17 protein-coding genes and 1 riboswitch are annotated in these 14,857 nt (G+C 50.4%); of the genes, 8 read left to right on the top strand and 9 right to left on the bottom strand.

The window, feature by feature from the left end; all coding sequences use genetic code 11:
* Positions 1-31 precede the first annotated feature (31 nt).
* Positions 32-826: a flagellar motor protein MotB gene (gene motB / locus VF724_RS09535; RefSeq protein ID WP_371754012.1), complete on the bottom strand. Its 795-nt coding sequence runs from the start codon at positions 824-826 to the stop codon at positions 32-34.
* Positions 801-1,616 (bottom strand): flagellar motor stator protein MotA, encoded by an 816-nt coding sequence (gene motA / locus VF724_RS09530; protein WP_371754011.1) that lies wholly within the window; start codon positions 1,614-1,616, stop codon positions 801-803. The genes motB and motA overlap by 26 nt, the downstream gene beginning before the upstream one ends.
* A gap of 189 nt (positions 1,617-1,805) precedes the next feature.
* Here motA and VF724_RS09525 point away from each other — a divergent pair, with 189 nt between their 5' ends.
* The 7 genes from VF724_RS09525 (at position 1,806) to VF724_RS09495 (ending at position 9,337) form a co-directional block, all read left to right on the top strand.
* On the top strand, positions 1,806-1,940 hold the full coding sequence (locus VF724_RS09525; protein ID WP_371754010.1) for a hypothetical protein: 135 nt from the start codon (positions 1,806-1,808) through the stop codon (positions 1,938-1,940).
* Positions 1,941-2,055: 115 nt separating this feature from the next.
* Positions 2,056-4,089 carry a proton-conducting transporter transmembrane domain-containing protein gene (locus VF724_RS09520; RefSeq protein WP_371754009.1) on the top strand — a complete coding sequence of 678 codons (2,034 nt, stop codon included), beginning with the start codon at positions 2,056-2,058 and terminating at the stop codon, positions 4,087-4,089.
* A 15-nt stretch (positions 4,090-4,104) separates the two neighbouring features.
* A complete protein-coding gene (locus VF724_RS09515) occupies positions 4,105-5,001 on the top strand; it encodes a respiratory chain complex I subunit 1 family protein (RefSeq protein WP_371754008.1) in 897 nt (298 codons plus the stop codon).
* Between the two features lie 54 nt (positions 5,002-5,055).
* Complete coding sequence (locus VF724_RS09510; RefSeq protein ID WP_371754007.1) at positions 5,056-5,697, top strand: hydrogenase; 642 nt, start codon at positions 5,056-5,058, stop codon at positions 5,695-5,697.
* A gap of 17 nt (positions 5,698-5,714) precedes the next feature.
* Entirely contained in the window at positions 5,715-7,214 is a 1,500-nt protein-coding gene (locus tag VF724_RS09505; RefSeq protein ID WP_371754006.1) for a hydrogenase 4 subunit F, read from the top strand.
* Positions 7,211-8,740 carry a hydrogenase large subunit gene (locus VF724_RS09500; RefSeq protein WP_371754005.1) on the top strand — a complete coding sequence of 510 codons (1,530 nt, stop codon included), beginning with the start codon at positions 7,211-7,213 and terminating at the stop codon, positions 8,738-8,740. The genes VF724_RS09505 and VF724_RS09500 overlap by 4 nt, the downstream gene beginning before the upstream one ends.
* Before the next feature lie 18 nt (positions 8,741-8,758).
* Complete coding sequence (locus tag VF724_RS09495) at positions 8,759-9,337, top strand: NADH-quinone oxidoreductase subunit B family protein (protein ID WP_371754004.1); 579 nt, start codon at positions 8,759-8,761, stop codon at positions 9,335-9,337.
* Here the strand turns inward: VF724_RS09495 and VF724_RS09490 are convergent.
* Positions 9,313-9,801 (bottom strand): GNAT family N-acetyltransferase, encoded by a 489-nt coding sequence (locus VF724_RS09490; protein WP_371754003.1) that lies wholly within the window; start codon positions 9,799-9,801, stop codon positions 9,313-9,315. The two genes, VF724_RS09495 and VF724_RS09490, sit on opposite strands and share 25 nt — an antisense overlap.
* A gap of 69 nt (positions 9,802-9,870) precedes the next feature.
* Entirely contained in the window at positions 9,871-10,023 is a 153-nt protein-coding gene (locus tag VF724_RS09485) for a hypothetical protein (protein ID WP_371754002.1), read from the bottom strand.
* Between the two features lie 128 nt (positions 10,024-10,151).
* On the opposite strand from VF724_RS09485, the gene VF724_RS09480 reads away from it, so the two are divergent.
* Positions 10,152-10,991 carry a sulfurtransferase gene (locus VF724_RS09480; protein ID WP_371754001.1) on the top strand — a complete coding sequence of 280 codons (840 nt, stop codon included), beginning with the start codon at positions 10,152-10,154 and terminating at the stop codon, positions 10,989-10,991.
* Positions 10,992-11,072: 81 nt separating this feature from the next.
* On the opposite strand, the gene VF724_RS09475 is transcribed toward VF724_RS09480, so the two are convergent.
* From VF724_RS09475 to VF724_RS09455, 5 genes are all read right to left on the bottom strand, one after another.
* Positions 11,073-11,759 carry a sulfite exporter TauE/SafE family protein gene (locus VF724_RS09475; RefSeq protein WP_371754000.1) on the bottom strand — a complete coding sequence of 229 codons (687 nt, stop codon included), beginning with the start codon at positions 11,757-11,759 and terminating at the stop codon, positions 11,073-11,075.
* 3 nt (positions 11,760-11,762) lie between these two features.
* Positions 11,763-12,218: a FixH family protein gene (locus VF724_RS09470; RefSeq protein WP_371753999.1), complete on the bottom strand. Its 456-nt coding sequence runs from the start codon at positions 12,216-12,218 to the stop codon at positions 11,763-11,765.
* A gap of 77 nt (positions 12,219-12,295) precedes the next feature.
* Entirely contained in the window at positions 12,296-12,451 is a 156-nt protein-coding gene (locus VF724_RS21625) for a YHS domain-containing protein (protein ID WP_371753998.1), read from the bottom strand.
* An 89-nt stretch (positions 12,452-12,540) separates the two neighbouring features.
* On the bottom strand, positions 12,541-13,299 hold the full coding sequence (locus VF724_RS09460) for a FixH family protein (RefSeq protein ID WP_371753997.1): 759 nt from the start codon (positions 13,297-13,299) through the stop codon (positions 12,541-12,543).
* 820 nt (positions 13,300-14,119) lie between these two features.
* A complete protein-coding gene (locus VF724_RS09455) occupies positions 14,120-14,614 on the bottom strand; it encodes a C40 family peptidase (protein ID WP_371753996.1) in 495 nt (164 codons plus the stop codon).
* A gap of 3 nt (positions 14,615-14,617) precedes the next feature.
* A riboswitch (cyclic di-AMP (ydaO/yuaA leader) is annotated at positions 14,618-14,757 on the bottom strand.
* Positions 14,758-14,857: the final 100 nt, after the last annotated feature.

The raw sequence follows: 14,857 nt of genomic DNA, 5'->3' as shown, positions 1-14,857 counted from the left end.
TTGTTGCGCTGCCAAGTTTGGCAATGATGTATCAGTTTCCAACCTGAATGGTTTTGTCGGGCTCCAGATTCAGATTGCGGAAAATGGAAACCTCAACCCGTCTGTTTTTGGCTCGGCCTTCTTCCGTATCATTGGATTCGACCGGCCGAAATTCACCGTATCCTACGGCGCTGAATCGCTTCTTGTCCAGATTGTTGTCCTGAATCAGGATTTTCATGAAATTAAGTGCGCGTGCCGTGCTGAGATCCCAATTCGATTCAAATTCGGCGGTGTGGATCGGACGGTTATCTGTATGGCCGGAGACGATCACCTCATACTGAGGATATTGCTCCAACAGTACAGAAATATTGGAAGCCAGCTTTTGCGCCTCCGGTTTGACATTGGCGCTGCCGGAAGGGAACAGCGCATTATCACTGATTTTCAGTACAAGCTGCTGGCTGTTCAAAGTCGTTTGCAGCTGGCTGTTCAATCCGTTTTTATCGATATAAGCGTCAATCTTCTTTTTCAAATTCTGGAGATCCTGCATTTCCTTTTGCAGTTTTTCGGCCTGTTCTTTTCTAAGGGTATTGTCCTTGACTTCGATTTTTGCTTTCTGCGCAGTATCCGTACCGATGGGAACTACGGTAGATTTCTCAAACAACCCGGTTCCCCCGCTCAGTACCGAATTGAATGAAATCATCATTTCGTCAAACTTTTTGAGATCTATTTTGCTGGTAGCGAACAGGACGATGAACAAGGCTAATAACAGGGTGAGCAGGTCAGCGTATGGAATCAGCCAAGTTTCGTCGGCATGCTCCTCATTATGCGGTTTGCGCCTTTTCTTCACCGGCCTCCACCTCTTCTTTCGGTTCTTCTGCATAGCGTTCGGTCGGCGACAAAAAGACGGAGAGCTTTTGTTCAATGGCGATCGTGGATACACCTGACTGAATGGAGAGCAGCCCCTCAACCATCATCATTTTCAATTCGACTTCCTTGGCGGAAATGCGTTTCAGCTTATTGGAAATCGGGTGCCAGAGCACATAGCCTGAGAATATCCCCAACAGCGTGGCGACGAAAGCGGCGGATATGGAATGCGCAAGCAGCTCGATATTGGACAGGTTGCTCAGAGCGGCGATCAGACCGATGACAGCCCCGAGAACGCCGAGTGTGGGGGCATACATTCCCGCTTGGGAAAAAATCAGCGCGCCGGCACGATGCCGTTCCTCCATGGCATTGATTTCTTCCAGCAGCACATCCTTTACGAAATCCTGGTCATTGCCGTCGATGATCATTCTCATTCCGTTTTTGAGAAACTGATCCTCAATATCGTCGACTTTGCTTTCCAGAGCCAGCAAGCCTTCTCTGCGGGTGATCGTAGCCCATTCCATGAACAGCCGGATGACTTCTTTTTTGGGGAGCAAATTCTGCTGTTTAAAAATAATTTTCATCAATTTCGGAAACTTGGCGATCTCCGACATGGGAAAGCCTATGAACAAAGAAGCGGCGGTTCCGACAAAAATAATGATGTAAGCGGCGGGAACCTCGACAAGAAACAGGGGATTGGCCCCTTTCAGGATCATGCCCACCACAACTGCTACAAGTCCTAGAATAATGCCGATCAGAGTAGATTTTTCCATCAGAACACCTCGTTTTTTTGCTCGGGCAAATTTTCATGAATGTAAGAGAAGACAGGTCTCAACAAAATTCTCCAAGTTCTAACATTCATTATACTATATATATCGTAAACTTGCTGAGAGAAATTAACTATTTTCAACATGTTCCGTCAGCGGGGAACGACAAAAGATGCACCCAATACATGCTATAATTTGTATCGGGAAGAGGGCAAGTACAAGCTGGTGACGCCCCGCATCACATCGTGGAATGCAGGGGGACTGACGGAGCTGGACTTCGCCTCCGCAGCCGAATATGACCGGGTATACAGAGAGATCAGCGGAAAATAAAATGCAGGAAAATTCATAGTACAAGGTGGAATAAATTCCTATAAATTTATATATTCATAAAATCAGAGATATGAACATTGGAATACTTTTGCTATACAGCAATGGAGGAAATCTGGTGGAAACAGAGACTTGGTTGTTGGCAGGGTTTGTTTTTTTAATTTTGGCACTGGCCGTCTTTGTATCAGGGCGCTCGCCGATTCTCCGGAAATCGGGATGGTGGATGAGTGCGGCCGGCTGTTTAGCAGTGGGTATTGCTGCTATAACGGTTCTGCTGAAGGGACAAACGATGGCAAATAAGCTCTGGGAGGTGGCGCCAGGTGTAGAACTGGTGTTGACTGTTGATGCCAAGAGCGCTTTTTTCCTTGCAGTTATGGCGATGACCTCGTTTCCTGTGAGTCTATATGCGGCAAGTTATTATCGGGATAAAGCGGGAATCCGGGTGCATGGCGCGCTGTTTGTCCTGTTTCTTGCCGCTATGACCATGGTTTTTATTGCAGGAAATGGATGGACTTTTCTGATAGCTTGGGAGACCATGTCGCTGTTATCCTTTGGATTAGTCGTTTTTGATCATGAGAAGTCCTCCGTCCGACGTGCGGGCTTTATTTATGCGGTGATGACCCACTTCGGAACCTTGTTTTTGATGATTGGTTTCGCTTTCATGTATGCGTGGACGGGCTCGTTTGATTTTCAGGAATGGTCGGCTGTCGGAAGCGGGATTGCAGCCTGGAAGATGAGCCTGATTTTTTTGCTGGCGTTCATCGGATTTGGAACGAAAGCGGGAATTGTTCCATTGCATGTATGGCTGCCGAAAGCGCATCCCGCCGCACCTGCGCCGGTTTCCGCCCTAATGTCGGCATTGATGATAAAGGCTGGGCTGTACGGGATCGTTCGGGTGGTCTGGGACTGGTTTCAAGGGGGAGAGGTCTGGTGGGGCGGCGTCCTCTTGATCATCGGAATGGTTACCGGCCTCATGGGCGCCTTATACGGAACGATCCAGAATGATATGAAGCAGTTGTTGGCATACAGCAGTGTGGAGAATATGGGGATCTTGTTCATGCTTTTGGGTACGGCCGTGATCTCCGCTTCTTTTGGCTCGGAGGCGGTATCCATGCTGGCGGCTGCGGGATTTTTTCTGCATGTGTTGAATCATGCCGTATTCAAAGCCCTGCTTTTTCTTGGCGTCGGATCGGTGCAGCATGGAGCCGGCACAGTACAATTGAACCGGCTGGGCGGATTGATCCGGACGATGCCGTTGACATCGGGGCTATTTCTTGCGGGTGCTGCGGGGTTGGCCGCCATTCCGATGTTCAGCGGATTTGTCGGGGAGTGGATCGGTTTCCAATCATTTCTCGGCGGTATCATGGCTTGGCCCGCCGTATGGAAAGGTTTTGCCGTTGCCGCCGCGGCCGCGCTTGCCATGATTGGAGCGATTGCCGCTGCCGGCATGATGAAGGCATTTGGGATCGCTTTTTTGGGCAAGCCCCGTACTGAACAATCCGCGAATTCTCATGAAGCTCCGTCGGGAATGCTCATTGGCATGTCTCTGTTGTCTGCGGGCGTGCTGCTGGGAGGACTTTTTCCCTCGATGATTTGGAATTGGATCAAACCGGCTGCTGTCGGCTGGATTTCGGGAGGTTCCGTTGGAATTCCCGGACTTCGCGAATGGGTTTGGAGCACTGACTTGACAAAGGGAACAGCGGGATTGACGGGAACGGGCTCCATAGCCGTTGCTTCCTATGCGCTTGCAGCGCTGTTCGTTGCGGTTCTTGTCCCGGCGCTTGTTCGAATATTTTTTGGTCCTTCCCGCATCGTAAAAGAGGAGACGTGGGGCTGCGGGCATTCGTTGAATGAAAAGATGGAATACACCGCCACTTCCTTGACCTATCCCTTGCTCATGTTCTTCAGCTGGTTTTTTCAGCCTCAGCGGGTTGTGATCAAATCGTTGGTCCGGGGCAAGGATGCGGGAATCGTCACGGTACAAACCGAGATCCGCCGCTTGATTGAGCAGGGAGTCTATGCGCCGCTCATCCGCATGGCCATTGGAATCTCCAGTAAGGCGAGAGAGATTCAGAACGGGCGAATTCAATTGTATCTGGCTTATGTATTCGCCACGATTCTCGTGCTTTTGGTCGTTTATACATTGCGGTAAAGGAGAGTTTTGCCCATGTATCAACTTGCGCTGACAGCGGCACAAATATTGACCATGTTGATCGCGCCCGGGTTGTTCATCGGATGGATCAAGTCATGGAAAGCGCTGCTGCAGGGACGAAAGGGACCGGGAATGCTGCAGCCGATTAAGGATGCCATGAAATGGATGAGAAAGGATGCCGTCATCTCGCATGATGCCTCATGGCTGACTACCGCAAGCCCCTATCTTGTTTTCGGACTGGCATTGCTGGCCGGTCTCATGCTGCCGATTGTTACTGCTGCGGCACCGTTGGCTTTTGCCGGAGATCTGATCCTGCTGGTTTATGTATTCGCCGCCATGCGTTTTCTGACTGTTCTGGCCGCTCTCGACGCGGGAGCGAATTTCGGGGGGATGGGCGCGAGCCGGGAATTGGCGATATCCGCCGTCGTGGAGCCGGCATTTCTGCTCTCACTGCTGCCGGTCATGATTCAGGCGGGGTCTGCCGGTTTGCAGGTTATTGCGCAGCAGGACGGAACTTTCGGCATTGCCAGGCTGCTAGCGGCCATCGCTTTTTTGCTGGCGCTCGTGGCCGAGACGGGAAGAGTTCCTGTAGACAATCCCGATACGCATCTCGAATTGACCATGGTGCATGAAGGAATGGTTCTGGAATTTTCGGGCCGTTATCTGGGTTTGATGAATATGGCTGCCTGGGGGAAGCAATGGCTGCTTGCCGTGCTGGGGGCATATGTAATGTTCCCTCCGTTCGGCTTGCCCTTATGGATCGAAATCGCCGTCAAAACGGCTGTGATCGGGATCATCCTTGCGGTGATTGAGACCTTTAATGCGAAGATGCGGGTGTATCGGATTCCCAGGTATGCAGGAATTTCAGTATTCTTGTCCTTGATCGCGCTTTTGGTTCAATTTCCGGTCTAGACGTCCCATGCCATTCGTGGAAGTGAATTTTCAAGATAGGAAGGGGATGGAACGATGGAATGGATTACGTTTTTGCTTTTGGCGGGAGCTTATGCGGTTCTTTGGGTCAAGCGTATCCGCGATGCGGTGCTGCTGATTGGTTTCCAGGCGCTGCTGCTGGCGGTTTTGACATGGCAGTATGCTTGGGAGCATCACTCGCTGCATTTGTATGCCGTCGCCGTGTTGATCGTGATCATTAAAGCGGTGGTCATTCCATGGGTGCTGTTGTATACACTCCGTAAAATCGATGTGAAGCGGGAGGTTGAACGTTTTTTCTCAAAATCATCCACAATGCTTGCAGGACTTCTGCTTATCTTGCTCGCCCATTATCTCGCATCCCGGCTGGAGATATATTCCGGTTCAACTGCAGCGCAGGGCATCGACCCTTTGGCTGTCGCATTGTCATTCCTGCTGTTGGGGGTCTATATCATGATCGGTCAGAAAAAGGCGATCATGCAGGGCATCGGATTGATCGTCATTGAAAACGGACTTTACCTGACAGCTTTGGTGCTGCTTGGAGGTCTGCAGCTGATTGTGGATTTGGGCGTGTTTTTTGATATTCTGGTTTCAGTCATCGTGATCGGCATTTTGTCTTATCGGATCAACAGCACTTTTGAAAGCTTGAATACGGAGCATCTGGAGAAGTTGAAAGGATAAAGGATATCGGGAAAAAAATGATACTGGTATCGGGGGAAGGGCAAGTGTACGCATGGGGATTATTCGGTTTAATCGGCTTTCCGCTTGCGGCGGCAGCGGCATCCTTCACAGTTTCATCCGTCAGAGGAACGGCCTGGACCCAATTCGGCTTTTCCCTGATGAATGCCGTATTGGCAACAATCATGCTGTTTAATATCGTCGGACGCGAGGCGGTAAGCGTATTTGACGGCTGGATTCGTTTGGATGCGTTTGCGGCATATACGGTGTGGCTTACGATCGTAGTCGGAGGCCTTGCTTCGCTGCATTCGATCGGCTACATCGGGAGGGAACTGCGGGACGGAGCGGTTACGGTCGGTAGATATCGACAATATTATGCCGGACTTCATTTGTTCGTATTAAGCATGATGCTGATCGCCATGATGAATCATATCGGAATTCTGTGGGTCGCCGTGGAAGCGACGACGTTGATTTCCGCTCTGCTGATCGCATTTCGCAACGGCGGAGCCGCGCTTGAGGCGGCTTGGAAGTATTTGATTATCGGCGGCTTGGGCATCGCTCTCGCTTTGTTCGGGATCATCCTGTTATTTGCTGCGATACCTGCCGAATCGGTTCAAGATCAATTGATGTGGACCGATTTTATTCGCCGGGCATCCGAACTGAATCCCGTTTTGGTCAAGGTTGCCTTCCTCTTCATTTTGGTTGGTTTCGGCACCAAAGCGGGTCTGGCCCCTATGCACTTCTGGCTTCCCGATGCCCACAGCCAGGCCCCTTCCCCCGTCAGCGCCCTGCTGTCGGCGGCCTTGCTGCATACCGCGCTGTATGCCGTCATCCGCATCAAATTGATTGTGGATCTGGTCGAACCGGGCTTTTCCGGCGGCCTTTTGATTGTGTTCGGATTGATCTCGCTGGCGGTTACGGTGCCTTTCTTTCTTGTTCAACATGACCTGAAGCGATTGTTGGCCTATTCCAGTGTGGAGCACATGGGCATTCTGGCCTTGGGATTCGGTGTTGGGGGAGCTGCCTCTTTCGGTGCGCTGCTGCATATGTTCAATCATGCGATGGGGAAATCAATGCTGTTCTTCTCGGCAGGCAGTATCATGCAGCGCTACCATTCCAAGCGGATGGATCGTATTCACGGACTTCTCAGATCGATGCCGTTTACAGGAAGCGCCTTTGCTGTCGGCGCTTTTGCGATTGCCGGCTCACCGCCGTTCAGTCTGTTTTTGAGCGAGTATACGATTGCTGCGGCGGCTTTTCGAAACGGACAGTGGATGGCCGGTGTTCTTTTTCTCACCTGTGTGGTTCTGATCTTTTCGGGAATGGCGTACTACATCGCGCAAATGCTGTTCGGTTCAAACGGCCATCGGATTGAATCGCGTGCGGAAGAGGATGGAACCAAAGCGGCTGCATTGGCTGTTCCGCTTTTCCTACTGCTGCTGTTCGGGCTGTATGTTCCGCCGTTTTTTCGCGAATTGCTGAATTGGACGATCCAGACACTGCGGGGGGTGCCGTCATGATTGGATACGTTACGGGACGATGGAATGAGGGGGTTGAACCGGTCGATCGGAGCTTGCTGCCGGAACGTATGGGGGAATACCGGAGGAAAGGCTGCCGGATTCTGACGATGACGGGTACGGATGAGCGTTTGGAAGGCCGGCAATTTGCGCTGTATTGGGTGTTGGCGGATGACAGGCAGGGCAGCCTGGTGACCCTTCGGACGGACATCCCCGAGGATGATCCGCAATTTCCTTCCGTCACTGCAGTATTCCCCGCAGCGAATTGGTACGAGCGGGAAGTACGGGATCTGCTGGGCCTGAAGCCGATCGGGCATATCGATCCTCGACCGCTGGTATTGCACGGAGACTGGTTGGAGGAAGGGTATCCGCTGCGCAAGGATTACCGACAGCCGGCACGACCGTCGTCCGTCGTGGATTTGGACCGGCCTGTCCATTATCGGGGGGAAGGAATCGTAGAGGTCCCCGTAGGGCCCATCCATGCAGGAATTATTGAGCCGGGACATTTTCGCTTTGGTACGCTTGGCGATCACATCGTGCATTTGGATCCCCGATTATTCTATACGCATCGGGGGCTTGAGAAGCAAGCGGAGGGCCGGACCGTTGAAGAAGCGCTGCAGCTGGCCGAACGCACGTGCGGCGTGTGCGCGGCCTCCCATGCGGCATCGTTCAGCCAGGCAATCGAGCGGATCGCCAATGTGAAGATCCCGGAAAGAGCGGAAGGGCTAAGGGTGATCCTTCTTGAGATGGAGCGCATGTACAATCATGTCGGTGATTTGGGCAACATCTGCGCAGGGCTCGGATTTGCCTTCGGCGTGCAGCACGGCGCCCGACTGAAGGAACGGCTGATGCAGATCAATGAGGAATTGACGGGTCACCGCTACCTGCGGGGAGTGATTCAGCCGGGAGGAGTCGACTGGCATCCGGGCGAATCCGAGCTCTATGACTTGTCGATCAAACTCAAGGAATGGATGAATGACTTGCTTCAGGTAGTCGAAACGATCCTATCGCATGATGGTACGGTAGAGCGGATGGGGGGAACAGGCAAACTCGGTTTGAACGATGCGATGGAGATGGATGTGGTCGGACCTGCAGCCAGAGCCTCCGGAATACACCGTGATATGCGCCGGAATTTCCCGTACGGCATGTACCGGTTTCTCCAGCTTCGGGTGCCGTTGTATAAAAGCGGTGACGTGCTCGCAAGATACCGTGTCAGAATCGATGAATTGGAGCAGGCCTACCGGCTGATTCGTGAAGTGATGGAGCTTCTCCCGAAGGGGGAAACGCTCGTGCCGCTTCCCTCTTTGGATGAAGGCAGCTGGGGCATAGGATGGTCGGAATCGCCGAGAGGGGATAATGTGCACTGGGTGATGATCGGTGAAAATCAGCGCATTTCGCGATACAGGGTCCGCTCTGCGTCATATGTCAACTGGCCGGCGGTTCCGCACGCAGTAGAGGGGAACATCGTTCCCGATTTCCCGCTGATCAACAAAAGCTTTGAGCTCTGTTACGCCTGTTGCGATCGTTAAATATGAGGAGGCGATGAAATGGCGATTTTCAACATGGTTTCCAAAATTCTCCGAACCGGCATCGTGACCGCCAAACGACCTGTTGCGGCTTTCCCGCGGTCTCGGGAGAAAAATCCGCAGGAGCCGCCCACTGATCACAGGGGAGAAGAACTTCGGAAGCGAATAAAAGAAGTGCTGGGAGGATCGCTGCATATCCGGCATCTGGATTCCGGATCGTGCAACGGCTGCGACTGGGAAATGAATGCACTGTTGAATCCGGTATACGACCTCCAGCGCTTCGGGGTCGACTTCGTCGCTTCCCCCCGCCATGCCGATTTGCTGATGGTGACCGGCGGGATTACCCGCAATTTGGCGGAGGCTGTAGAAAAAACATGGGCGGCCATCGCCACGCCCAAAATGATCATTGCCGTAGGGGAGTGCGCAATCAACGGAGGGGTCTTTGGAGAATCCTATGCCCATTACGGCGGTGTCAAAAAGCTTGTGCCCGTCAGCGTCTCCATTCCGGGATGCCCTCCCCGTCCGCAGACATTAATAGAAGGCATTCTGTTGGCGCTCGACAGGCTGGAGCAGTATCAGCGTAAAGTTTCCGAACGATAGACCATGCAGTGAAAGCTCTGTATTCCTTGCGGCGTCATCTTCTCGTAAGTCTGTTCGTATTCGAAGCCGCAGCGTTCGTATACTTTGAAAGCCCTCCGGTTCCAGGCGTGGACTTCCAGATCGATGGCTTGTCCGGGAGCCCTGGAATTCGCCTCTTCAATGATGGAGAGGACGAAGGCCTCTCCCAAGCCGCGGCCGGACAAATCCGGACGCATGCCCAATCCAAGACGGGTCAGGCCGGCCAAAGGAAAAAATTGCGCAAATCCGGATAGCGTGCCTTGTTCGTTCATAACCCCGCAGTACTGCCGGCGGCGAATCTCCGGATCGGCGAACTCATGCAGCGATTCAACCATCTTGTCCCAGGAGGGAAACTGATATACATCATAGGGCGGATCATAACGCCATCCACAAATTTCCCGGGCCTGCCCCACTGTCAATGGCTTCAAACGGAATATTTTCGTCATCGGTTCATTCCTCTTTTTCGACTCAACGATTATGCTTCATTATAAACCAATCCATATGTCAGGAACAGCTTAGAGGAGAAAGGACAGGGCCACGATAATGATCGAAATGTAATAGGCGATATCCATCCACGGCTTAATATTTCGATTCAACAATTGAAAGGCGTTGTAGGCAGAGCGTACAATAATGATGATAAGGGCAATTTGCGTCAAAATGCTTGGCATCGGCGACAACCTCCTTCCTAGAGATTGATGATGAGACATCTTTATTCAATTTATGGGGGAGAAATCGGAAAAATGTATGCAGGATGGGAAAGACAAAATCAAAACTTTCATGAGGCGGGGTGTATCGGATGCATCAAAATATTGTGCAATTGGAATGGCTGGCGCAAAGACTTGGCGAACCGGATGTGGTTGTGGCAGACTGCAGGTTTAATCTGGGTAACCCGAATGAGGGAAAGCAAGCTTATCAAGCGGGACATATTCCGGGTGCGATATTCTTTGACCTGGAAGAAGATCTGTCGAGTCCGGTTGGCGTACACGGTGGAAGGCATCCGCTTCCGGATCTGGAGACATTTATTCGCAAATTAGGCATGCGTGGCATCGGCGGGGAAACGACAGTGGTTGCCTATGACGATCAAGGAGGAACGATGGCTTCCCGCTTGTGGTGGATGCTGCAATTTCTCGGGCATGATCGGGTGTATGTGCTGGAGAGGGGATTTTCTGCCTGGAAATCAGCTGGTTATCCGGTCACAATCGATCTGCCGGAGCTTCGTGAGCGAGAGTTTACAGGCAGCGCAAGAACGGATATGCTCGCTTCCATGGAGGAAGTGAAGGCATTAAGCATGCGTCCGGAAGCGGCGCTGATCGATTCTCGCGAGGCCGGACGGTATAAAGGCCTGTTCGAGCCGATCGATCCGGTAGCTGGGCACATTCCGGGCGCGCTGAATTACTTTTGGAAAGATAATTTGCGGGAGGATGGGACCTGGAAAAGCCCGGAGGAGCTTAGACGGAGGTTTGTCGGCTTGTCTGACTCGGAAGAAATTGCGGTGTACTGCGGCTCGGGAGTATCGGCCTGCCCCAATGTCCTGGCCCTTCGGGAAGCGGGCTTCCGCAATGTGAAGCTGTATGCGGGGAGCTGGAGCGATTGGATTTCGTATCCCGACAACCGAATAGCAACCGGCGAGGAATGACGGCATAACAGAGCAAACAGGCCGGCAACCGTCTCCGGTGCCGGCCTTCACTGCTGCCCAGCCTGAAGGATAAGGAAAAAGCTACCATAACCACGGATTTACACTGGGAATCCAACCGTTGACGGCCATCCCTCTCAGAATGGAAACGATGCCGATAAACAAAGCGAGCGTTTTCGCCGCAAAAAGCACTCTCGTTCGCAGCGCCCTGCTTAACAACTGAGAAAACATTCCGACAAACAGCAGGGCCGGTAAAGTTCCAACCCCAAAAAAAAGAAGGGTCAAAGCCCCATTCCAGACACTCCCGGTTGCGGCCGCCTTCATGTGCATGGCATAGGTTAATCCGCAAGGCAAGAATCCCAGCAGCAGTCCGCTTACAAAAACGGCAGTCAATCCTTTTTTATTTTTGGATTTGTTCAATAACAATTGCATTGCGGGAATTTGCAAAGGGGTCCATTTGGCAATCGGTAATGCATATTGTTTGAATATCCACAGTATGATAAACAGCCCTCCGAGAATATTGGCAATTCCTTGGATTCCCACAATTTTTCCCGCGGCCTCGACGAAGGAACCGATAAAGCCCATAAAAGCGCCGACCAAGGTATAGGTTGCAATCCGGCCGAGATTATAGGCAAGCACCGTTTGCATCAAGGGAACTGGAGAGTTCAATGTCCACGCCGACATGATTCCGCCGCACATTCCGACGCAATGGGGCGCGCTTAGAACCCCGGTTAAGGTAAACAATAAATAATCCGCCAAATGTCCAGGCATAGATTAGATCCCCTGTTTTCTTATGGAACGCACGGCTTTAAAGGCGTATTTCGCTGTTGCCCGTTCATGACTTATCATGGCTGTCACATCAGCAATCCAAGTTCCCTGCATGACCGGAGTCACCCGGGCGACATATTCTCCATTTTTCGAAGGAATGACAGCAAAATTCAAATTCCCGTGATCCATTTCTTCCATGGAAACAGAAACGCTTACATTTGCGCCGTGTATTACGTGACCGGCATTGTCCCGAATGCGGATGATCATGTTGTTTTCGTGCAGGATTTGTGTGGGGTTAGGCGAGAGATTGATGGAGATGTGATATTTGGAATTTGTTGCGGCAATCTGTAAAATTCCGGTATCCGGATTGGGATTTGAATGGTGATTCGAACAACTTGAAAGGAGGATACTCGTAAATAATACAAAGAATAAGCCTATTAAAGAATGCGAGTATGTTTTCACGCTCTCATTCCTCCAACCGGAAAATACGGATCTATTGAACAAACTTTAAATGCCTGGGCGGCCCCAGGCACCCAGTTTTATCTAGCGTTGACAAACTGGTCCGGCAAGGTTTTAAAGGTTGCTTGGCATAAGGGGCAACAAAAGGTATACGTTTTACCATTATGGGATTCTGTCAGAGTGGGATTCGCTTTGTCGGACTCGATTTCAAAACCGCAAACAGAGCATTTGTTCACTGTAACACCTCCTCTTCATTTTTTATTCCCATGCCCCCTGAAAAATATTCAATCAAAATGAGCGTATACGTTGGAGAAAAGTCGGATTGTCATGGCAGCACTTGAATCTTTTCTTCCTGATGCTCATGAAGCCCCTCATCATTTTCCACGTGCACCTTGATATGATATTCTCCCGGTTTCGAAAATTTGTTGCTCGCCTGGTACTGCCCGTCTTTGGTTTCATCGGCGTCAACCCAATCATGCTTCTCTTGGCCTTCTTGCCAAATTTCCAGCCGGACGCGAGCTTTGACCAAGGGGGAGTTCTCCTTTTCCAAATGCACCATCATCATTGCTTGTTCGTTCACTTTGATTGCGTCCGGTTTCATGAAATGGATCATGACATCCCCGTGATGATGATTGTCTGCATGATCGTGATCCGATTCATGAACATCCGGCTTGGTGTGCCCTACAGTTATTTTTTTCATTGGCATGGTATGCATATCCCGCGCGGTGACATGTGAAACCACAGAATATAATCCTTCAGTGTCAAACGTTTGTTTTGCTGAATATATCCCGTTTCCTCCATTCGTTGCTGGGATCATTTGACTGTGATCCTTGTCTTCACCTTTCCAAATTTCAAATTCCACTTGCCGGGCGTCGTTTATTTTCTCATTTCCTTGTGTCACGACAACTTTTAACACGACTTCCGCACCCGGCTCGACAGATTCCGGAATTTGCAAATCCGCATGTATCGGCAGCATTTCAACATCGCCGCCCCCATGGCTGGCGTGTTCGCCGTCTGAGTTTTTTTGAGCGCAAGCAGTAAGCAGCAATATGAGTGCAACGAGGGCAGAAAAGATCTTTTTCATTCTACATGTCACCTTTCAATATAAATTTTTGAATAACATTTAGCGCGCCCATTCCCTGAGTCGGGGAATTCTTCTGATCATCAGCCAATCGAACATCAATACCAGTATTAGGGGGATACCGACTAGAGGAAAGAATATGCCTAGAATGATAACGATAGCGGCCACTCCTTTTAACATCTTGAAATTATTGGGTAAAGACGGAGCTCCCAATTTGCCGACCGGTTTTCTCTTCCACCACATCATCAATTCTGAAATTACCACTGCGATAACCCCGAAAGCCAGAAGAGACCGAAAAGCAGATTCACAATCCCGAAATCGCCCTGGTGCAGAGAAATGCCATAGGAAATCATTTTTGCCACCGGTCCGTAATCTTTAAATCCCAAATCGGCCAATATCTTTCCGCTGGTGAAACGCAGACGTGGAACCAAGGCGCCAAGCAAGGTAACGGATCAAGCTCATGTGAAGCTTAGGGTATAGCGTTCATGTTTTTGTTTACCTCCTTTAATAATCGTGAATCTATTCGTTAGTTTTTTGAAAGTATGCGATTTGAAAATTGGGCCTCAGCCGCTCTGATGTTAAATTATATTGTTAAACTAACAAAATATAACATGAATTATATCGGATCTAATTATTAATACCAATATAAAACAAAGAATAAATGTGAATTTTTGGTGTGGAATGTTTAATTATAACAAAAGACCGGGAACCGCTAAGTGTCGTCCCGGTCTTGCAAAACATGGAAGAACTTGAAAGGAAGTTTTTCCTGCATTGTCTAACTTAAAAAACCTGCAGATCCGCTATAACGGACTGCAGGTTTTTTTTAAGAATTCGCTTCTTTTTCCGTCTTTTCGACGGCTACCTTGAGATATGTTTTTTCATCCAGAATTCGACGGGCGGTGACGTAACGTTTGGCATAATAGGTTTCGTCCAACCGACTGATCACGACCCCTGCATCGGTTGAGGCATGGACAAATTTTCCGTCTCCGATGTAGATGCCGACATGGGAGATTCCAAAGCCTCCCGTGTTGAAAAAGACTAAATCGCCTGTTCGAAGCTCCGATTTCTCCACTTTGTCTCCCAAATAGGATTGTCCCTTGGAATAATGAGGGAGCTCGGTATCGAACTGTTTGAAAACATACTGGGTGAATCCGGAACAGTCAAATCCATTGGTGGATGTTCCGGCCCATTTGTACGGAGTGCCGACCAGTTCTTTGACCGTTTGCTGCAGCAGCGCAGCCGCAGATGCGGGCTCCACCGGCAGAATGAACAGCAAAAGACCGAAGGCAAGCCAAATCGCTTTCCTGAATGCGGACAATGCAGTTGCTCCTTCCAACGCCTGCGAGGTTAGCTTATGGGTTCGGTCGAAGGTGCCCTATGGCGTAAAGTGATATACGCCAATTCACCCGGAAATGGTTCCCCCGCTTTCCGCGAAAAGCGGAAATTCGGCAAATGATATTCAATTAATCTTGGAAAATCAAGACTTAAACTATATATTTCGACGTATTTTTATAATATCCTTCTTTTCATACTCTATTTTGTAAAAAAAAAACCGCCGATC

The sequence above is a fragment of the Ferviditalea candida genome (assembly GCF_035282765.1).
Taxonomy (GTDB): Bacteria; Bacillota; Bacilli; order Paenibacillales; family KCTC-25726; genus Ferviditalea; species Ferviditalea candida.
This window is presented reverse-complemented; position numbering and strand designations above follow the sequence as displayed.